The following is a 20456-nucleotide window of genomic DNA, read 5'->3' on the forward strand; positions in this document are numbered from 1 at the left end:
CTCCTCCGCGTAGCGCGTTACCGCCTCCTGCATCCGCAGCGCGGCGTAGCAGGCCCGCACGGCGTGATCCTCGTGGGCCAGCGGCGCGCCGAAGAGCGCCATGATCCCGTCGCCCATGACCTGGTTGACGGTGCCCTCGTACCGGTGGACGGCCGCCATCATGTGCTCGAGCACGGGATCAAGGACCTTCCGCGCCTCCTCGGGATCGCGGTCCGCCAGCAACTCCATCGAGCCCTTGAGGTCGGCGAAGAGGACCGTGACCTGCTTGCGTTCCCCCCCCAGCGCGGCCTTCGAGGTGAGGATCTTCTCGGCGAGATGCTTGGGGGTATAGGACTCCGGAGAGCCGAAGCCAGGCTTGGCGGACTCGCCCAGCGGAGCGGCGCACTGGCCACAGAACTTGTGCTCGGGTGGGTTACTCGCCCCGCACGATGGGCATACCGAAGCGAGCGCCGCGGCGCACTGGCCGCAGAACCTCATGCCAGCCGGATTCTCCGCGTGGCATCGAGGACACGTCATCCTGCAGCCTCCAGCGAGTCCGAGCCAGTCAGAACGGTTGGCGCGAGGGTAGGGGAGCAATCCGTGGCGGTCAAGCGGGAGTGGTCGTCACGCGATGGATGGACCTGACGGCCTGTGAAACGCTCTATGGGGGGCGTAGCCTGCAAGAATGCTTTCTCCTTCGGCTCCCTGCGCGGCGAAGGCTCGCCTGACACCCCCGTGACCACGAACCTGGTACCTGGGACGGGCCGCCGCTGGGGGTGAAGGCGAGCGGGCGATGGCGATCCTTCTGGGGCCCCGAGTCATCCTGCGCCGCTGCGTGGCCGTGGTCAAGGAGCGGGCAGAGAGGGGCGCGGCGGGGCGCTGGGACGGCGGCGAGTGTCGGGGGCCGCGTCGAGAGAGGAGGCGAGTGGTGGGGACCCGACAGTGATGATGGGCCGGGAGGCGCCGCTCCTCCTCACGTGCGCTGGAATGCTCCAGAGTGCGCCCGCGATGGGCACACTTTGGGCACAATCGGCCCCGGGGTCAAGGAGGGATGTCGTCTAAGCCGGGAAGAAGAATGGTGGGCTGGGACGGGATTGAACCGCCGACTCAAGGAGTTCCAGCCGGCCCCGGGGATGGGGACCATGCACCGCCATCGTCCGGCATTGTCATGGTGATGCACTCGCCCGGCGAGCACCCATCGATTCGCGATGCCGCGGCCCGGGTGGCCCCTCCCTGACCGGTCGTCACGAACGTCGGGTGTCGTGCGCCTCCGAAGGCACGTACTTCGGCCGGGACGGCATCAGCACGCTCTGTCGCGACGGATGGAAGGCCTCATCGGCCGCGAGCGCCTCACCCCACACAGGCGAGCCCTCCAGCTCGTTGCTCACGAACTCGTCCCGGAAGTCCGGGTCGTGCAGGCGCCGGAACGCGCCACGCTGGACCAGGAGCTTCATCATCTCCGAACTGCCCCCCGTGAGCCGGGCCGCGCGCAGGTCGCGTTGAATCCGCTCGACGGGGTACTTGGTCGTGTAGCCCATGCCGCCGATGATCTGAATCGCCTCATCGGCAACCTGCCAGGCGTACTCCGTGCCGAGGAGCTTGGCCATGGCGACTTCCATCGTCGCGGCGCGACCGAGCCCGTGATCGAGCAGCGCGGCCGCCCGGTCGTTCAGGAGGTAGGCCGCGTCGAGCCTGGCCGCGCACTCCGCGACCTTGAATGCGATGACGGCCTGCCCCTGGAGCTTCGTGGCGAACGCGTCCCGGTGCTCCGCGTAGTTGGACGCGATGCCGAGGGCCCGCCGCGCGCCGCCGAGCTGCGCGCGCGTCATCACGACCCGCTCGACGAGCAGCTCGTCCATGAGGATCTGCCAGCCCTGCCCCGGACGGCCGACGATCTGCTCGGGACCGACACGGACGTCGCGGAACTCGATCCACGACGATCCCATCCCGCGGAAGCCGTGCCAGTCGCACTGGACGTCACGGATCAGGAACCCGGGGTCGCTCGTGTCGACACACACGGCGACGAAGTCCGTGCGCGCGTCGTCGCTCTCGCCGAGCCGCGCGGCGGCGAGGATGAAGTTGGCGGTCTGCGCGCCGTCGATGAAGCGCTTCTGCCCGTTGAGCACGTACCCCGCGCCGTCACGCTTGAGAAGGGTCCGCGCGCCGGCGACGTTCGAGCCGACCGTGGGCTCGGTCATGCCCTGGCAGGCGATCAACCGGCCCGCGAGCATCGGCTGCAGGTACCGCTCGTGGATGGCGCGCGAGCCGTAGCGGTCGAGGACGTAGCCGACGTGCGCCGTGAACGTGCGCGCGCACGCCATCGCCGCCGTGCCCCAGTACCCGACCTCCTCCGAGATGAGCGCGTCGTGCTGGATCGTGAGGCCGGGACCGCCCGTCGCCGCGCGGACGTTGACGCCGAGGAGACGGCGGTCGCCCATGGCACGGATGAAGTCGAGCGGGTAGGGGATCTCGTTCCGGTCGAGCGCGAACAGCAGACCGGGGGTGACGAGCGTCTTGATCTGCTCGTGGACCTCGGCCTGGAACGCCTGGAGCTCCGGGCTCAGCATGCTGGCGCCGATCATCGCGTACCTCCCTGGGGTGTATTGCGTGGTCAAGAACCGGACCCCCGAGAAGCGGAGGGAACCGGGGACAGTCGTCCCGCGCCGTGTACTGATAGGCCCGGACCCCGGCGATCCTGACGACCTTGACGTCGACCTGGGCCGAATCCCCCGGGTTCGGCTTCTCGACTAGCGTGAGCTGGCCCGGATCATTCACGAACGAGCGAACCACGATCGAAGCCTCACCCATGCAGACAGGCCACGCGCCAGGTTCCCTCGCGGATTCCCGGAGGCCCCCCACCCCGCCGCCGCACGGGCGTCGCCCGCGTCGGTCGTTCGTGAATGCTCCGGGCTAGTAGCCTTCCCGTGCCGCCTCCGCGATGGCGCGCAGATTGGCCAGCGGCGTCTGGAGGGCCACGGCGCACTCGGGCGCCAGCACGCGCACTCCGGCCTCCACCGCGTAGCGCGCCTGCCTGTACACGTCCTGCGGCGTGCCGCGGAACAGCGCCTCCGGGGTCGAGATGTTCCCCACCAGCGACATCCGATCCCCCACCGTCTCGACCGCCATCTTCGAGTCCACCTGCCACTCGAAGTGGTAGGCGTCGAAGCCGGCGTCGGCGAAGAGGGTGAGCCGGTCGGCGCAGTTGCCGCACACGTGCAGGATCGTCGGCCCGCCGATGCGCGAGAGCATCTCCTGGTGGACGGGCTGGAGGAAGCGCTGGTAGGTGCCCGGGCTCACCAGGTCGCCGGTCGCGTGGTCGGACAGGGTGATGGCGTCGGCGCCCGCCTTGAGCTGCGCGTTGGCGAAGGCGACCGTCACGTGCTTCAGCCTGTCCAGGAAGCGCTTGACGCGCTCCGGCTCGGTGATGGTCCACAGCAGGAAGTCCTGCGTCCCGGCCAGGTGGTACGAGATGGTCCACGGGCCCATCACCTTGCCGAGGATGGCCACCCGGTCCCCGTACTCCCTGCGCAGGAGCGAGATGGCGTCCAGCACCACGCGCATGGGGGCGCTCTCCAGCAGCGCGTCCAGGTCCTGCGGCACGGCGGGCTCCGGCAGGTCGCGGGCCGGATGGGTCCTGGCATCGGGCATCATGGTGGGCGAGCCCCAGTCCATCTCGCAGCCCAGCGCCGCGGCCTCCTGCTGCACGCTGAACTGCGGCATGACGGCGTCGAAGCCGAGCAGCTCATGGCCGGCGGCGGCCAGCTCCGCCATGGCGGTCGCATCCAGGTGCGCCTGCGGGAAGTAGACGCCCGTCTTCTCCAGCCGTGAATGGCCGAGAGGACGCGCACCCGGGGTGACGGCGTTGGCTTGCCGTTCGTGGTCGTCACGCTACGCCCCGTCGCGGGCGGCCACCAGCCGCCGCGCCAGGTCTACCGCGCCCACCGCGTCCCCGGCATAGCCGTCGGCGCCTATCTCATTCCTGTATTGCAGGGTGACGGGCGCGCCGCCCACCATCACCTTCGGGCCGGAGGCCCCGAAGGTGTCGTGCACGGCGGCCACCACGTCCTTCATGCCCATCATCGTGGTCGTCAGAAGCGCCGAGAGGCCCACCAGCTCCGGCTTCTCCGCACGGACGGCCGCCACGAACCTGTCCACGGGCACGTCCACCCCGAGATCGCCGACACGGAACGAGGCGCCGGTCAGCATGATGGAGACGATGTTCTTGCCGATATCGTGGACGTCGCCCTTGACGGTGCCCAGCACGACGGTGGCGACATGCTCCTCCCCGCCGGCGGACAGGTGCGGCTTGAGGAGGCTGATGCCCCTGTGCATGTTGCGGGCGGCCAGGAGCACCTCCGGCACGAAGATCTCGCGCGCCCTGAACTCCTTGCCCACGATGCCCATGGCGGCGATGAAGCCGTCGTTGAGAATGACTGGAGCCGGGACGCCCTCGGCCATGTAGGCGTTGACCAGCCGCTCGACCTCGGCGCCGTCGATGCCGTCCATGGCCTTGCGTATGGCGGACACGTCTATGAGCACACGCGCACCTCCCGCGTTGTATGAGGCCACCCCGCCTCGATGGTGGACGTCCCTCGTCCAACCCACGCCGCCAGCATCGGCCCCCACATACCCGCGGGCGCGCGGCCCTGTCAAGGCCAAAGTGCCAGGGAGCGGAGCGTAAGCTGGGAGAGCGCCAGCGCCTGGCGCAGCGCCTCCTCCAGCGGCCGCCCGAGGATCAGCGCCAGGACCAGCGGGGCGGCCTCGAAGCCGAACTTGCGCAGCAGATACCCCCCGATGTCGCAGCAGACCATGGCCAGCACCTCGGCCACCCGCCCCGTGGCGCTGTGGGCCCCGATGAGGCAGAAGAGGACGATGGCCGGGGCGGATGCCGTGCAAGCGTCAGCCTGGCACCGTGGGCTGACCAGTTCATGACGGGGGCGCGGTCTCGGCCCGCTGAAACCCGCTGATCTCGAAGGATTCCCTCTCTGGCCCGTTCCTTGCTCCCTCCCGCTGTTCATGGGCCGAGAGCGGCGCGCTCAGATGGCGCCCGTTCCAGGCGGCCGCGACACCGGCGCATCACGCGAATCTCGGGGAGGTGATCGAAGCTCCACCTGCCACTTCGGCACCCACAACTGACACCTTCAATCCAGGGAGACCAGGGAAGATGATGAAGCGATTCATTCTCGCGCTGGCACTGACCGTGATCGGGATGCCCGGCATGGCGCTCGGGCAATCGGTGACGCCGCACGTCGACACCATCCAGGGCATCGAGATCTCACCGGGCATCGTCGACACTGTCCACGACATCCGATACGGCGCGGCCTTCGCCGCCCGGGCGACCGGCGCGCTACCCGGGGCCGTCGTGGTCGCGGTCAACTACACGCCCGCGTCGCCCGGCCCCTTCATCACCAACGTCATCATCGGCGGGCACTGGGCGCTGACCGTGACACGGAACGGCCGATTCATCGGGACGATCTACGGGAAGGCCACGGACGGCACCGCCGTCTGGGATGACACGGGTGAGGTTGCGGCGATCAACGTCATGCTCGCCATCGTGGGGGGCACCCGACGGTTTGCTGGCGTCACGGGGACAGCAGAGTTCGTGGGGACGCTGGACCATGGCCCCCTGGCGGTCGGACACCCGCCCACCATCGACGGGACGCTCGATCTGAGCTTCTAACCTCTCTCGCGTTCCTTCCGAGCGCTCGGCAACGGGCGGTCCCGGGCGTCACGCGCGCCCTGCGCGGGTGGCGCCCGGTGTACCCGCCCGGATTTCGCGGACACCGGGTTCACGCTACTCGTGCTCCGGCGGCAACCGCTGCCGTCAGGGACCGGGCGGCCGCGCGCTCAGCCCGGCTGCCGGGCGGACGCTGCACGCGCCGCCTCCCGCGCGAGCGCCTCGTTGCGACGGCCGAGCCACAGCCCATTGACCAGCCAGACGATCGCGATCGGCACGGCGGCCAGGCTGATGCCCGCCAGCCCCAGCCCGATGACCCCCAGGCCGGCGTACGACCAGGCGCCGATCTGATCGCCGGCGCGGTACACGAACGTATCGATGAAGCTCTTGGCCTTGTACTTGTCCTCGCGCGGGATAACCGTGAAGCACGTCTCGCGCGTGGGCCGAGCCACGGCGAAGTTGCCGGCCCGCCGCAAGACCTGGAACGTGACGACTGCCCACACGGTCGGCGCGACACCGACGACGGCGAAGCCCGCGACGCTCAACAGCGGCAGCAGGGTGAGCGTGATCGCGACACCGAGTCTCTTGATGATCCGTCCCGTCAACAGGAGCTGAATGAGCAGCGTCAAGACGTTGACCGTCATGTCGACATTGGCGAAGAAGGCCGTGCGCGCGGCGCGGTTCGTGAAGCTCCGTCTGGCGATGTCGGCCTGCTGGAAATACAGAAACGTCGACAGAATCGTGAAGAGCAACATGTAGAGCGTCAGCTGCAGCAGGTACGGCGACTGTATGGCGTGGGTGAGCCCGGAGAGCACTCCGCCGCCTACCACCGCGTCCTGATCGCGCGAGCCGGGCCGCCGCTCGCGCAGGCCCTGCGAGATCCTCGCGAGCCGACGGACGCTGAACACCGCCACCTCGAGCAGCACGGCCGAGACGGCCAGCAGCCGGGCACTGCCCAGCGGCTCCACCAGCACGGAGGTGAGCGAGGAGCCGGCGATGCCGCCGAGGGTCCCTCCGGCGGCGATGAAGCCGAACAGCCGCCGGCTCTGGTCGCTGCTGAAGACGTCGGCGAGGAACCCCCAGAAGACCGAGACGATGAAGAGGTTGAAGATCGCCGCCCAGACATAGAATGCCCGGCCAGCCCACACATTGGCGGGGCCGGTTGTCGTCCCCAGGAGGATGAGGAAGAGGACCAGGTTGGCCATGAAGAACCGGTACGTCCACGCGATGAAGCGGACCGGCGCCAGGCGCACCACGAGTGCCGAGAAGGGCGGGTTCGCGACGAGCATCCCGATCAGCGTCCCCGTGAACAGCCACGGGAGATTCTCGACGCCACCCGCCGCGCCGATCTCGTCACGAATCGGCCGGAGGACGTAGTACGCGGACAGGATCGAGAAGAAATAGAGCCAGGACCATGCGAGGGCAGCCGCCTCGCCCGGCTTCACATCGACGAGGACGCGCAGCAGCGGCAGCATCGGACCGCCCGCGGGGTCGCTGGACTTTTCGATGGGCAAGGAGTCCTCCTGTCGACCACGGAGCGTAACAGCGTCGCACCGTGTCAGGCGAGGGGATTTTCGATGAGCGCACGTGAGACCGTCCACGAGGAACGCCGCCGGCTCCTGCTGGCCATCGCGACCGCCGCAGCGGGGATGACCGTGATGCCGCCGGATCAGGCGGAGGTCTCCGGCACCGGGGCCGCGGTCGGCGGCCGCAGGCGCCGGGCGCGCCATCCCCGCCGGAGAAGCCGCTCCGCCGCATCGTCGAAGAGCGAGTAGAAGACCGGGACGGCGAGCAGGGTCAGGAGCAGGGACAGCATCTGCCCGCCGGCGATCACCGACCCGATGGCGCGGTTGTCACCGGCGCCCACACCGCTGGAGACCAGCAGCGGGAGCATGCCCGCCACGAAGGCCAGCGTCGTCATGAGGATCGGCCGGAGCCGGTCGCGGTTGGCCTGGATGATGGCCTCGAGGCGGGGCAGGCCAGCGGCCCGGAGGGCGATCGTGTGGTCGATCTGGAGAATGGCGTTCTTCTTCACGACGCCGAAGAGCACGAGGAGCCCGAGCGCGGTGTAGATGTTGAGCGACTGCCCGAACACGATGATGGAGCCGAGCGCGAAGGGCAGCGTGAGGGGCAGGGCGAGGAGGATCGTGACCGGGTGGAGCCACGACTCGAACTGGGCGGCCAGCACCAGATACATGAAGATGAGCGAGAGGGCGAAGGCGAGGAGGAAGTAGAAGGCGGCGTTCCCCATCTCCCGTGACGTGCCGGTCGTGTCCGCCACGTACCCGGGAGGGAGCTGGAGGGCCCGGACCTCCCGCCGCAGAGCGTCGAGGGCCTCTTGCTGCGAGTGGCCCGATCGCATGTTGGCCGTGACGGTGACCTGACGGCGCCGACCCAGACGGTCGACCTGCGAGGGCCCCTGGGACTCCTCGAACCGGGCGAGGTGCTCCAGGCTCACGACCCCGAGCCGGCCGGACGGCACGCCGATCTGGCTCAGCCCCTCGACATCGGTGCGCCAGCGGGCCAGGGCGCGGGCGTGCACCTCGTACTGCTCTCCACCCTCGTTGTAGGTGGAGATCTGACGGCCGCCCACCATGATGCGGAGCGTGTCGGCGACATCGGCCACCTGGACGCCCAGCTCGGCCGCCTTGGGCCGGTCGAGACGAAGCGACAGCTCGGGCTTGCCCAGGACGAGTGTGCTGTCGAGGTCCACGACGCCCGGAGTCCGCTCGAGGGCTGCGGTGAGCCGCTCCGAGTACGCCGCCAGCTTCTTGAGATCGGGGCCGGTGATGTAGAAGGCCACCTCCTTGTTGATCATGCCGCCCCCCGAGATGGCCGAGACCTCCGAGACGCTCGTGCGGAGGCGGTCGGCGGCGAAGCGGGGGAGCACGGTCGTCCGGACGCGGTCCATGGTCTCGAACTGGCCCTCTCGGCGCGTGCCGATGGGCGTGAGCTTGACGACGACGCTGGCCAGGTTGGCCGTGCGTCGCTCGTCCGCGCCGACGAGGACGATCGTGTACGCGACTCCGGGCAGCCGCTTGACCTCTCGGGCGATGCGGCCCGCGATGAGCTCCGTCTGCTCGACCGTCGTGCCCTCGGGCGTGCGCACGGAGACCATGAACTCCGACTGGTCGTTCTTCGGGAGGAAGTCCTTGCCGACGACGACGAAGAGGGGGACCACCGAGGCGAGCGCGAGAGCGCTGGCCAGCACGATGACCCAGCGATGGGCCATGGCCCCACGGAGGAGGTGCTCGTAGCCGCGCTCGAGCCAGGCGAAGGCCCGCGCGTCCCGGGACCTGTGGCCGCCAGACGCGGACGGCGCGAGCCAGCGGCTCGCCATCATGGGCGTGAGCGTGAAGGCCACGAGCAGCGAGACCATGATCGCGAAGCCCATCGTGAGACCGAAGGAGTTCATGAACCGGCCGACGATGCCCCCCATGAACGCCAAGGGGAGGAAGACGGCGACGAGCGAGAGGGTCGTCGCGAGGACCGCGAGGCCGATCTCGCGGGTGCCCTCCAGCGCCGCCTGGAGCGGCGGCAGTCCCTTCTCCTCCATGACGCGGACGACGTTCTCCAGCACCACGATCGCGTCGTCGATCACGATGCCGACCGAGAGCGTCAGCGCCAGGAGCGTGATGATGTTGAGCGTGAAGTCCATGGCCCACATGAGCGCGAAGGTGCTGACGATGGACGCCGGGATCGCGATGGCCGCGATGAGCGTCGAGCGCCAGTTCCGCAGGAAGACCAGGACGACCAGGGAGGCGAGGACGGCGCCCAGCGCCAGGTGCTCCTGCACCTTCTTGACCGCGTCCTCGATGTACTCGGAGTAGTCGCGGACGACGCGGAGCTCATAGCCCGCGGGCAATCGTGGGCCGAGCCCCTGGAGGCGCTCCTTGATCCCACGGACCACCGCCACGGTGTTGGTCCCCGATTGCCGCCGGACCGCCAGGATCACCGTGGGCTTGCCGTCGAGGCTGGCGGCGGTCTGGACCTCCTCGGTCCCGTCCTCGGCCTGGCCGACGTCCCGGAGCCGGATGTGCGTGGCGCCGCGCGAGGCGACGACGAGGCCGTCGAACTCGGGAACGCGGTTGACCCGCCCCTTCATCCGCACGGTCAGCGCGCGCGCGCCCTGGCTCACGCTCCCTCCGGGAAGCTGGATGTTCTGTCCGGCGATGGCGCGGGTCACCTCGGCCGCGGCGAGGTTGTAGGCGCGGAGCCTGGCGGGGTCGAGCCAGAGGTTGACCTGACGCTGGCGCCCACCGACGATGGTCGCCTGGCCGACACCCGGCAGTGACTCGAGCTCCCGGCGCACCGTCTTGTCGGCGAGCTCGGTGATGTCGCGGATCGGGCGGGCCGCCGACAGAGAGATGTACAGGACCGGCGCGGCATCGGTGTCGACCTTCCCGACGACCGGCGGGTCGATGTCCTTCGGCAGGTCCGGGAGGATCTGACTGATCTTGTCGCGCACCTCCTGAGCCGCCACGTCCACGCTCTTCTCCATCTGGAACTGGATGAAGACCTGGGAGACCCCCTCGGTCGAGATGGAGCGCAGCTCGTCGATCCCGGCGATGGTGTTCACCGCACGCTCGATGCGGTCGGTGATCTCGGTCTCGACGTCCTCCGGCGCGGCGCCAGCCTGCCGGGTCGTGATGGCGACGGTGGGGAACTCGACCCGCGGGAAGAGATCCACGCCCAGGCGCACGTAGGCGAAGGCCCCCACGACCACGAGCGAGAGCACGAGCACCGAGGCGAGGACGGGGCGCCGGACGGAGAGAGCAGCGAGCCACTGCATCGCTAGCGCCCACCGCGGGCGACCGCGACGGCCACGCCGTCGGCCAGACCGGGCGCCTGGCGGGCCACGACGATCTCACCCGCCTTCAGGCCGCGCAGCACCTCCACCTGCTCGCCCACCTCGCGCCCGAGCTGGACGAAGCGGAGCTCGGCCCTGGCGTCGCGGACGACGAAGAGCGAGGACACGCCGGCCTGCGTGTACACCGCGGAGGACGGGACGAACACGGTGCGCTCCGCGGCCGGCAGCTCCAGCCGCGCCGTCGCGAACAGCCCCGGCTGCAGGCGCGCGTCCGCGTTGGGCACGATGGCCTCGACGACGAGCGCCCGCGCCTCGGTCCGGAGCGCGGGCCCCACGTAAGCGACCGTGCCCGTGAAGGTGCGGTCGGGGTAGGTCTGCACCGAGAAGGACACCCGCTGTCCCTTGCGGATCACGGCCACGGCGGCCTCGGGCACCGTCAGCTCGATCCGCAGCGGATCGACGCGCACCAGGGTGGCGATGCGGCTGCCCCGCTGGACGAGCTGCCCCACGCTGACGTGGCGCTCGGCGACCACGCCCTCGAGTGGGGCGCGGATCACGGTGTCGGCGAGCGCCTTGCGCGCCAGCGCGACCCGCGCCCGCTGCGCCAGGAACCCCTGGTAGAGCTGGCGCGTCTGGTTCAGCACGAGGTCGTGCTGCTCGCGGGTGGCTAGGTGCTCGGCGCGCCGGGTGTCGTAGTCCGAGCGTGACACCAGGCCCTGCTCGACGAGCCGCAGGTACCGCGCGTGCTCGGCCTCGGCGCGCTCCAGGGCCACGCGCGCCTGGCGCGCCTCGGGGGTCCGCGCCGGATCGAAGTCCTCGCCGCCGCGCAGGCCGAGGCGCTCGCGGGTCTGGGCCTCCGTGGCCTCCGCCTCGCGGAGCTGGATGGCGGCGTCGCCCGGGTCGAGGCTCGCCAGCACCGAGCCCACCCGCACGACCGCGCCACGCTCGACCGGAGCCTCGACCACCCGGCCGCCCACCTCCGCCGAGACGTCCGTCTGGGCGTCGGCCACGAGGGTTCCGGTGACGTCCAGCGCCCGCGGCAGGGCGCGCTCCTGCGCGGCGACGGTGCTCACGACCACCGCCGGCGGTTCCTTGACCGGGGCCGCTGGGTTTCTGGCATCCGAGTCGGTGCAGCCGGCGGCGATCTGAGCGAGGAGGAGGCCGCTGAGGACGGTCCGCATGGGGGTCCGGAGGCTGGCGGTCATGACCCTGTCTCCCTTCCTGGTCCTTCGGGATCGGACACGCACAGGCGACAGATCCGGTCGTCGATGCGCCGGCAGAGCTGGACGAGCTCGCGGACGGGGACATGTCGGAGCGCGTCGACTTCCTCGGCGGCGAGCTCCAGGCCCACTGATCGGCTGGCAGCCCACGGATCCCTGAAGAACGCCGCCCGGAAGCTCTCGTCCGTGAGGAGCTTGCCCAGGACCCGCTCCACGCTCGGCTGACTCATTCAGTGCCTCCTTCGGGACGATCCGTCACCCCGGCCCCGGGCACCGGGGTTTGCAAGCCCGGAGCCACAGGGCGCGGCCACGACCGAAACGACAGCAAGGAAAGGCAGAAATGCGCCGGAGAGGCCCGTCCTGCCCGCCCCGCGTTGGCGATCCCCGGGCAACCGGGGTGCGCGGATTGCTACAGGTGCGGAGAAATCGACAGTGCTACGGCTCGGGGCCGCAGCGCTTGAGGCGGGTGTAGAGCTGGGAGCGCGTGAGGCCGAGCAGCCTGGCGGCGCGCGACTTGTTGCCGCCGGCCCGGCGGAGGCCGTCCAGGACGAGCTGGCGCTCCCACTGGGCCAGCGAGCTGCCCGCAGCCAGCCCCGAGAAGACGTGGACCGCGGAGGGAGCTCCGGCCTCTCCCGCCTGGCCGCGCGGGCGCAGGCCGAGCTGGTCGGCCGTGATGAGGCGACCGTCCGACATGATGAGCGCGCGCTCCACCGCGTTCTGCAGCTCCCGGATGTTACCGGGCCACGGGTGCGAGAGGAGGGCGTCGCTCGCGTCGCGACTGATCCCGACCTCGCCCTTGCCCATGCGCGCCCCGAGGTCGCGCACGAAGTGCTCGGCGAGCAACAGCACGTCCTCTCCCCGCTCGCGGAGCGCCGGCAGGTGGACCGGGAAGACGTGGAGGCGGTAGTAGAGATCCGCCCTGAAGGCCCCCTCCGCCACCGAGCGGGCCAGGTCGCGGTTGGTCGCCGCGATCACGCGGACGTCCGCACGGACGGTGCTCGTGCCACCGACGCGCTCGAACTCGCGCTCCTGGAGCACCCGGAGGAGCTTGGCCTGCACGCCCGGCGACAGCTCGCCGACCTCGTCGAGGAACAGCGTGCCCCCGCGCGCCCGCTCGAACCGCCCGGGCTTCTGGCGGTCCGCGCCGGTGAAGGCGCCGCGCTCGTGGCCGAAGAGCTCGGACTCGAGCAGCGTCTCGGGCAACGCCGCGCAGTTGACCGCCACGAAGGGGCCATCGGCCCGCGGGCTGGCGTGGTGGATGGCCCGGGCGACCAGCTCCTTTCCGGTGCCGCTCTCGCCGGTCAGGAGCGTGGTCACGTCGGTCGGAGTCACCCGCTCGGCCCGCGCGAGGGCCTCGCGGAACTCCGGCGACCGCCCGATGAGACGCCCGAACCCGTATTGCTCTCCCAGCTCAGAGCGCAGCGTGGTCAGGTGCTCCTCGAGACGGCGGGCCCGGTCCTCGACCACCGCGACCCGTCGCTGCTCCTCGGCGAGGCGCTGGTGCTGGATGGCGAGCACGACCTGGGCCGCGATCGCGCTGGCGACCTCCTCATGCGAGGGGTCGAACCAGTAGGGCTCCCGCTTGCCGAAGTACAGGGCTCCGCCCACCTGCTCACCGAATCGGAGCGGGACGCAGAGAGTCGAGCGGGCCCCTTCGTCGATCATCATGCGGTCTCCCGGCCAGGACGGGTCCAGCTCTGCGGGCGCATCGGACATGACCACGGCCTCCCCGCCCTCCACCCGGTCGGCGAACGAGAAATCCTCGAGGCGCATCGCCCCGTGCGCCCCCTCGCCCAGGTTGTCGTTCACCTCGGCGAGGATCTTGATCTCTCGACCGGACAGGAGCCCCACGCCCATGACCTCGAAGTCCAGGATCGGCCGGACCGCGTCCGCCAGCCGCGTGAAGACGTCCTGGACGTTCAGGCTCTCGGCCAGGGCGATCGGGAGGCTCTGCAGCGCCCCGAGCCGTTGCCGGCGGCGGCGCTCGGCGTAGAGCCGCGCCGTGCTGTCGACGAAGGGGCCGATGAGGTCGGCGACCTCCGCGGCCAGCTCCAGCTGTGCCGGCCCGTAGGCGCCTATGGTGCGGCTGCAGGCGACCAGAGCGCCGATCACGCGCCCGCTGCTCCTGAGGGGCAGGACGACGGCGGAGCGGTAGCCTGCATCCACCACGGCCCGCTCGCGCGGGCTCAGGCGCGCGAACCGCGGGTCGTTCCGGAAATCCGTCACCAGGAGACGCTCGCCCTCGAAGGCCGGACGGATGGCCGAGTCCGCGACGAGATTGCGACCCTCGGGCTTGAAGTCCGTGGTGTAGTGGCCTGCATGGAGCAGGGGGCCCGCCGCGGCGTGCTCGGCGAACACGGTGAAGGTCTGGCCCGAGTCGTCCAGCCGGCTGACCGTCAGCCGCTCGTGGGGCAGCAGCGGACGAAGGTGCCTGCAGAACTCATCCAGGAGCCGCTCAGGCTTGAGCTCCTCGCCGAGCGCCCGGCCGAGGGCCGACAGCGCGGTCAGCAGATCGGCTTTCGTGCTGGGCGGGCCGGGCTCCAACGGTTCCGGGGGCTGCGGCATGGCGCGATCATACCGCGCCGGGCGGGGCCAGTGGCGCGCCGCGTGCGGCGGAGCCCCGCCGGGCCGGTCCGCAAGACACCGGGGCGGGGTCCGCGTGAAAAGCCCGGGGAACCGCACGGGCGCCCCGGGAGTTTGTCGAACCGACTTCCATGTCCGCCACACCCTGCTCAAGGGACGCGGGCTCGCGCTGCTGCTCGTGAGCTTCCGCGAGAGCGCCGAGCTGGTGCGGCGCACCGTGCGCGAGCGCGGCTACACGGCGCCCGTGCTCCTCGACGACAGCGGCGAGGTCACCGGCCTCAGATACGGCGTGTTCGGGCCACCCACAGTCTACGTCGTGGACCGGGAGGGCCGCCTCCTGGCCCGCGGCGCCGGGCCGCGCGACTGGTCGAGCCCGGCGGCGCGCAGGCTCCTCGAAGCGCTGACCGTGCCGGTCAGCCGATGAGGCGCCTGCCCGTCAGGCGGCGCGCGAGCCAGAGCCATTCGACCGGGTTCGAGTGAGCATCAGGCCGGGCGACACGAGGAGGTGGGGCCGTGAGGCGGAGCAGGCCGGACCGCGGGCGCGCCGCCCAGGGCTGGCTCCTCCCCTTGGTCACTATGACCGTCGTCCTCTGGACGGCGCTGCGGCCTCGCTTCGGACAAGACCCGTCCTACCATGCCTTTGCGGACGTGAGGACGCTGCTCGGCGTACCGAACGCATTCGACGTCCTCTCCAACCTCGCCTTCGCCGCCGTCGGGATCGCGGCGCTTCTGTTCCTGGCCCGCCGCTCGGATGCCTTCGTCGACCGGCGCGAGCGGCTCCCGTGGCTCGTGCTCTTCCTCGGCGTCGCGCTCACCGGCGTCGGTTCGGCGTGGTATCACCTCGCGCCTGACAACGCGCGCCTGGTCTGGGACCGTCTCCCCATGACGCTCGGGTTCATGGGGCTCCTCGCAGCGCTTCTCGCGGAGCGGGTATCGGTGCGGCTCGGCCTGGCGCTCCTGCCCGTACTCCTCGTGGCCGGGCTCACGAGCGTCGTGTACTGGCATGTGACGGAGATGGCTGGCCGCGGCGACCTCCGGCCCTACTATCTGGTGCAGGTCTACCCGCTCCTGGCGATTCCCTTGCTCCTCGCCGTGTTCCCGGCCCGGTACACGGGCGCCGCCAACCTCGTCGTCGCCCTGGCCTTCTACCTTGCTGCCAAGGTCGCCGAGAGTTACGACGCGGCCATCTACGGTTTCGGCGGCCTCGTGAGCGGCCACACGCTGAAACACCTCCTCGCCGCGGTGGGCGCGTGGTGGCTCTTGCGCATGCTGCGGCACCGGGCGCTTCTCCCTGCCCAGTCGATGCGAGCCAGCGGGCGCTCGCTGGTCGGGTAGGATCATCTCCATGCCTGCTGTCAGGGAAGCGCATCACCGGATCCCACGGTCGATACGCCTCCGACCTTGAGCGAGGCGGGTGCGCTTGCCCGCGCCCCTGCGCCTATGATCCATCCCTGGCTCGGAGCGGCCCGCTGGAGGACGTCAGGGGGAAGGGCGGTCGTCCCGCGGGGACTCGCGCTCGAGCATCGCGAGCAGGAAGTACAGCGCTGCCAGGAGCTCGAGGGTCTCCTCTACGAAGTTGCGCGGCAGCACGGTGGCCCAGGTGCGGTTGAAACGGCGCTCGAACAGCTCGGTGACACCGAAGACCGTCACGCCGGTCAGGAGGAGCCGCCCCCAGGCCTCCGAGAGCGCCGTGCGCGCCCAGCGCCATAGCTCCACCCGGTGGTAGAGTGCATAAGCAACGAGCGCGATGAAGAATGCTCCAATGGCGACGGCGAGGGCCCACTCGCGCAGCGGAGCGGCCGCCGGATGCCCGAGGAGTCGGCGGAGCTTGAGGGGTGCCCCCACCAGTCGGCGCTGGACCTCCAGCTCGCCGACGATCAGCACCCCGAACACCGCGGTGAGGAGCAGATCGGGGGCTCCGCTCTGCTGGCGCGCGCGCTGCCGCAAGAAGCACCGGGCGCTGACCGCCGCCGCCGCCACAAGCAGAATCACCTGAAGCCATTCGAGAGCGTCATCCTCGGAGGCCAAGCGCGCTGCCAGCTGGACGTCCGACAGGGCGATACCCAGCAGGACGGCGGACACGACGAGCGTGAGCCACGCGGCGAGCCGGGTCCACCTGCCGGGGCGCGGCGAGAAGCCGGCCCGTTCCATCAGGGCGCGGCCGCAGGAAGAGGCTCCCCGCGGGCTGCTGATGATCTCGTCCGCGCCATGGACGCGAGGCGCGCCGGCCCGCCGATCTCGACCGAGCCTATCCTCATGCCGCCAGTATACGGCTCGCCCGGGCCGATCCCGGGGGGGTGCGCCCGGGCTGTCGGGCTCCTTTACAGCTGCTACTCCGGACAGGGAGAACGAGCTCGCAACTGACTGACTTCTCTGGCTTCGCCCCGTTGGCATCGCCGATGCTGTGCCCTCCCGGGAGGTGTCTTCGGCCCTCTCGAAAGGAGTCTCGACATGCGGAGAATGATGGCGGTAACTGGAATCCTGGCTCTGATGTTCCTGGCGGCTCTTGCAGTACCGGCCCAAGCCGCGCTGATCAACTTCACCGCCAACCTCGATGGCTTCCAGGAAGTTCCGCCTCATGTGACGCCGGCCACCGGCCTGGCAACCCTCGTCTTCGACGACGTGCTGAACATCTTCGACCTGGATCTGAGCGTGTCAGGCATGCTGGCGCCCATCACCGCCTACCACATCCATGCTGCGCCTCCGGGGGTCAACGGCCCGGTCATCGTCTCCCTCGTGGGCCTGGACCCGTCGCTCGTGGGAAGCACAGCAGGGTCGATACACCTGGACGACATACCCTTCCCGCTGGCCAACGTGGCAGACCTGCTGGCCGGTGACACCTACGTCAACGTGCACACGACGTTGTTCCCCGGGGGCGAGATCCGCGCTCAGTTGGTCGAGCAGCAGGTGCCCGGGCCAGCGACCCTGTTGCTCCTCGGCGGTGGGCTCGCCGCGATCGGCGTGCTGGGCTGGGCGCACAGGAACGCTTAGCGCCACAGTCATGGGCGGGCTGGGCCAGATCCTCGGAAGGCGGCCTAGCGCGCCAGCCGGACCACGGCCCGTCGGTTCTGGACCCAGCACGTCTCCACTGGCTCGCGGCAGACGGGTTCACGGTCACCGTATGGGACGATGCCGATGCGATCACCAGGGACGCCACGGCTCACGAGATACTCACGGACTGCGCCGGCTCTCCGCTCGGCCAGCGCCTGGTTCAGCCCGCGAGCTCCCCGCTGGTCCGAATGACCCTCGACGAGGACCCGGCCCTGCCCATTCGCCGCGAGCCACGCCGCGGCCCTGGCGAGGTCGCGGCGGGCCACCGGGCCGAGCTCCGCGCTGCTCGTGTCGAAATAGGCGATGACGTCGGGACCCGAGCCGGTTCCAAGGGACGCCGTCACCGGCTCCCCCGTGCCCGCCACCGCCCGGAGCCGCGCCACCAGCTCGCTGTAGGACGACGTGCGCAATACGCTGGCGAACTGCGCCCGGTAATTCTCCACCAGGCTGACCCCGTCGATCACGACGTCGTGAACCCGCCACGCCTGGTCCGCTCGGGCCATCACGTAATCCAGCCGCACGTCGTTGCCGTCCCTGCTTTCCACTCTCGTGCGGACGATGGCGACACGTCCCTCGGCAGCGTCCATGTCCTCGCCGACCACGCGGATGACGGGCGGCCGAAGCCGCGGCAGCCGCGCCTGAACCATCTCGAGGTAGGCGCGCTCGAGGACGTCCGCGAACATCCGGGCGAACTCCTCGCGCTCCGCGCCGGTGCGCCTGTCCCACTCGACGCCCAGTGCGCGGCGGCTTGCCCTGCGCCCGTCAAACAAGGCGTAGGCGAGGTCGCGCACGGCGTCCCAGGCCTGCTTCGGGTTGGTCGCCTCGGCGAGGATGCCCGTCGTCCGGTGGAAGAAGTCCTCGATCTGAGCCCGGGCCGAGGGCCCGGCCTGCGAGGGGCCCGACAGTAGCGTGATAGCCAGTATCGTTCCGACGGCTCCGACGACGCGACGGTAACCCATGCCCGCTCCCTTCGGACCGACGTGATGGATACCACGCTGCCCGTGTCCGAGCCGCTCGCAAGCGCCGATGAAGGGGTCGCGTCAAATGGCCGCCGCCGCGCGTCAGGGGTCAGGCGTCCACGGAAGAATCCAGGCTAGCGCGGCGAGGGCGCAGGCGGCGGTGCTGGGGGTGCCGGCACCCACACCCATTGCCATGGCCGGCTCACGCCGTCGCCGTGGAGGACGTACTTCCCGTGCGGGTACACCACCTCACGCTGCACCGGCGCGGCTGGCTGCTGCTGCTGATAGACCACCGGCGGTGCTTCCACCACAGGCGGCGGAACATAGACCGGATAGGGGTACGCGTAGTACGGATAGGCGAGGGCAGCGCCCAGCGCCAGCCCTCCGATGAACGTGCCCGGGCCCCACCAGCAGCATCGGCCGTGATGGAAGCCGCCGCGGAAATGCCCGCCACCGCGGAAGTGCCCGCCACCGCGGGCCCAGGCATCGCTCGACGCGATGGCTCCAAGCAGCAACACCAGCGCCGCGAGGAGCACCAGCACGCGCGTCTTCATCTTCCCCTCCTGACGTGCGGATCGGACGCAGATGGTGTCCTGCTCATTCTACCTACTCGCACCGAGCCTCCGCGACGCAACTAGGCGGTGACACCCCTTGCGGCCCACCGTCGAGCAGCCGATCACGGAGGCGCCCGAGCTGCTGTCGACAAATCTTACAGCCATGAATGGCGACCCGAAGGCGACATCAGCTATCTCCATGAAACATATGCGCATTACGAATCTGGCGTGCTACGTGCTTGGGCCTCACTGTGGCGCCACCATGATGGGAAGGTCCCGGAAAGCGGGACGAGCCGGCAATGCAACCGGAAAGGGGAAGCCGATGCTAGTACGAATTGCCCTGATTTCTCTGCTGCTCTCCTTGCCGGTCTCATTGCCGGTCTGGGCCAGCCCCATCGCGGATCCTGCGCTGGGCTCCCAACTGGATGGCGGTATCGTCACTGTGACGCGGTTTGGCGGCCCTCTGAGCAGTGCAACGTTTGTCGCTGCCGGCACTGGCGCCTCGGCCACCGCGCTGGGATCCGCGGGATTCGTGTTGACCGTCAGTCCCGGTGATACTGCTCTCGCGACGTGGACTCTCACGAACACCGACCTTACTCCCGTCTTCCTCAACAACATCACCGCCGTGACGATCGATCTGACCTTGTCGGGTATCTCGCTGTTCGATTCGGGCTCCGCACCTTCCACCCCCGACAGCGGTCCGGGCATTCCTGGAGTGATTCACGTCGCTGGCGTACCGATCAGCAGTGCCACGGAGTTCCTCCCTTGGCCCGATCCTGCCAATCTCGGCGACATGTTTCGCGCCGTCTCCATCACCTTCGGCGCCTTTATTGGCCCCGGTGCCACATCTTCGTGGATGGATGACACGGACGTGACCGCCGCCGTGCCCGGGCCGACCAGCATCATCCTGGTCGGCACAGGATTGCTGCTGCTGATCCGGCGATGGCGCCTGCCATGCGCCGACCCGGACGGATCCCACCGCACGACGTAGATCAAGTCCCAGCTCGTACGACACGCACTCGGCCAAGCAAGCGGCGCAGTGGCGGCGACCCGCCGGCCAGTCACATCAGCCACGCGGGCCTGACGAGGAGCACGGCGCCCAGGCCCAGCATGACGATGCCGCCGGCGAGCTTGAGCCAGCGCCCCCCGCGCTCCTGAAGCTTGCGGCGCCCCAGCGTGATCACGGCAATCGCCAGCATGATCGAGTCGTCCAGCATGTAGGCGGCATTGTAGAGGCCGAGGTAGGCGTAGTACTGCCACCACGGCAGCTGCCGGAGCGCCAGGACCTGCGTGTACACGGCCGGGAAGCCGCTCGTGCAGAGCAGCTCGACGACGTTCACCAGCACCGCGAGCGCGGTCGCCCCGGCCAGCGCGCCGGGGAGATTCTCGGCCTGGACGATGCGGCGGACCCGCTCGTAGAGAGGAGGCTTGGCCGCTTCGGGAATGGTGAGCGAGACCCCGCGCCCGAAGGCGACGAAGTCCTTTGTCACGGCCGGTGGGGGAAAAGTAGATGTAGTCGGTAGGGGAAGTAGCGTCAGCGCTTCATCGCGCATCTTCTTCAAGGAGTGCCCTGGAGACGGGACGTGTCCTGCCGCTGGTGATCATCGAGCGGCGGTGTACGAC

General features: G+C 69.9%; 19 protein-coding genes. 5 read left to right on the forward strand and 14 right to left on the reverse strand.

Going from position 1 to position 20456, the window contains the following annotated elements; all coding sequences use genetic code 11:
- The 5 genes from HYV93_18215 to HYV93_18235 all read right to left on the reverse strand — a co-directional run.
- Positions 1-477, reverse strand: a 477-nt coding sequence (locus HYV93_18215; GenBank protein ID MBI2527906.1) for a zinc ribbon domain-containing protein, incomplete at its 3' end; no start/stop codon positions are given.
- Positions 478-1223: 746 nt separating this feature from the next.
- Entirely contained in the window at positions 1224-2561 is a 1338-nt protein-coding gene (locus HYV93_18220; GenBank protein ID MBI2527907.1) for an acyl-CoA/acyl-ACP dehydrogenase, read from the reverse strand.
- A 328-nt stretch (positions 2562-2889) separates the two neighbouring features.
- Positions 2890-3801, reverse strand: a complete 912-nt coding sequence (locus tag HYV93_18225; protein MBI2527908.1) for an MtaA/CmuA family methyltransferase — start codon at positions 3799-3801, stop codon at positions 2890-2892.
- Between the two features lie 66 nt (positions 3802-3867).
- The gene (locus HYV93_18230; GenBank protein ID MBI2527909.1) at positions 3868-4485 is read right to left on the reverse strand and encodes a corrinoid protein; all 618 of its coding nucleotides are present in this window, start codon (positions 4483-4485) and stop codon (positions 3868-3870) included.
- A gap of 143 nt (positions 4486-4628) precedes the next feature.
- Positions 4629-4808 carry a hypothetical protein gene (locus tag HYV93_18235; GenBank protein MBI2527910.1) on the reverse strand — a complete coding sequence of 60 codons (180 nt, stop codon included), beginning with the start codon at positions 4806-4808 and terminating at the stop codon, positions 4629-4631.
- Between the two features lie 335 nt (positions 4809-5143).
- On the opposite strand from HYV93_18235, the gene HYV93_18240 reads away from it, so the two are divergent.
- On the forward strand, positions 5144-5659 hold the full coding sequence (locus HYV93_18240; GenBank protein MBI2527911.1) for a hypothetical protein: 516 nt from the start codon (positions 5144-5146) through the stop codon (positions 5657-5659).
- 167 nt (positions 5660-5826) lie between these two features.
- Here the strand turns inward: HYV93_18240 and HYV93_18245 are convergent, their stop codons facing one another.
- From HYV93_18245 to HYV93_18265, 5 genes are all read right to left on the reverse strand, one after another.
- Positions 5827-7131, reverse strand: a complete 1305-nt coding sequence (locus tag HYV93_18245) for an MFS transporter (GenBank protein MBI2527912.1) — start codon at positions 7129-7131, stop codon at positions 5827-5829.
- Between the two features lie 194 nt (positions 7132-7325).
- On the reverse strand, positions 7326-10448 hold the full coding sequence (locus HYV93_18250; protein ID MBI2527913.1) for an efflux RND transporter permease subunit: 3123 nt from the start codon (positions 10446-10448) through the stop codon (positions 7326-7328).
- Between the two features lie 2 nt (positions 10449-10450).
- The gene (locus HYV93_18255) at positions 10451-11671 is read right to left on the reverse strand and encodes an efflux RND transporter periplasmic adaptor subunit (GenBank protein ID MBI2527914.1); all 1221 of its coding nucleotides are present in this window, start codon (positions 11669-11671) and stop codon (positions 10451-10453) included.
- Positions 11668-11916, reverse strand: coding sequence for a hypothetical protein (locus HYV93_18260; GenBank protein ID MBI2527915.1), 249 nt, complete (start codon positions 11914-11916; stop codon positions 11668-11670). Before HYV93_18260 ends, HYV93_18255 begins: the two co-directional genes overlap by 4 nt.
- Before the next feature lie 205 nt (positions 11917-12121).
- On the reverse strand, positions 12122-14251 hold the full coding sequence (locus HYV93_18265) for a sigma 54-interacting transcriptional regulator (protein ID MBI2527916.1): 2130 nt from the start codon (positions 14249-14251) through the stop codon (positions 12122-12124).
- 94 nt (positions 14252-14345) lie between these two features.
- On the opposite strand from HYV93_18265, the gene HYV93_18270 reads away from it, so the two are divergent.
- Together HYV93_18270 and HYV93_18275 are read left to right on the forward strand one after the other, a co-directional pair.
- On the forward strand, positions 14346-14693 hold the full coding sequence (locus HYV93_18270; GenBank protein MBI2527917.1) for a TlpA family protein disulfide reductase: 348 nt from the start codon (positions 14346-14348) through the stop codon (positions 14691-14693).
- A gap of 152 nt (positions 14694-14845) precedes the next feature.
- On the forward strand, positions 14846-15604 hold the full coding sequence (locus HYV93_18275) for an alkaline phytoceramidase (GenBank protein MBI2527918.1): 759 nt from the start codon (positions 14846-14848) through the stop codon (positions 15602-15604).
- A 144-nt stretch (positions 15605-15748) separates the two neighbouring features.
- Here HYV93_18275 and HYV93_18280 read toward each other — a convergent pair whose 3' ends face one another.
- Complete coding sequence (locus HYV93_18280) at positions 15749-16420, reverse strand: hypothetical protein (GenBank protein ID MBI2527919.1); 672 nt, start codon at positions 16418-16420, stop codon at positions 15749-15751.
- Positions 16421-16720: 300 nt separating this feature from the next.
- On the opposite strand from HYV93_18280, the gene HYV93_18285 reads away from it, so the two are divergent.
- Complete coding sequence (locus HYV93_18285; GenBank protein MBI2527920.1) at positions 16721-17260, forward strand: CHRD domain-containing protein; 540 nt, start codon at positions 16721-16723, stop codon at positions 17258-17260.
- Positions 17261-17304: 44 nt separating this feature from the next.
- Here HYV93_18285 and HYV93_18290 read toward each other — a convergent pair whose 3' ends face one another.
- Together HYV93_18290 and HYV93_18295 are read right to left on the reverse strand one after the other, a co-directional pair.
- Entirely contained in the window at positions 17305-18279 is a 975-nt protein-coding gene (locus HYV93_18290; GenBank protein MBI2527921.1) for an ABC transporter substrate-binding protein, read from the reverse strand.
- Between the two features lie 134 nt (positions 18280-18413).
- On the reverse strand, positions 18414-18833 hold the full coding sequence (locus HYV93_18295) for a hypothetical protein (GenBank protein ID MBI2527922.1): 420 nt from the start codon (positions 18831-18833) through the stop codon (positions 18414-18416).
- A gap of 97 nt (positions 18834-18930) precedes the next feature.
- On the opposite strand from HYV93_18295, the gene HYV93_18300 reads away from it, so the two are divergent.
- A complete protein-coding gene (locus HYV93_18300; protein MBI2527923.1) occupies positions 18931-19824 on the forward strand; it encodes a hypothetical protein in 894 nt (297 codons plus the stop codon).
- 70 nt (positions 19825-19894) lie between these two features.
- Here the strand turns inward: HYV93_18300 and HYV93_18305 are convergent, their stop codons facing one another.
- Positions 19895-20323: a hypothetical protein gene (locus HYV93_18305; protein MBI2527924.1), complete on the reverse strand. Its 429-nt coding sequence runs from the start codon at positions 20321-20323 to the stop codon at positions 19895-19897.
- Between the last annotated feature and the right edge of the window lie 133 nt (positions 20324-20456).

This window comes from Candidatus Rokuibacteriota bacterium (genome assembly GCA_016188005.1).
Lineage (GTDB): Bacteria > Methylomirabilota > Methylomirabilia > Rokubacteriales > CSP1-6 > UBA12499.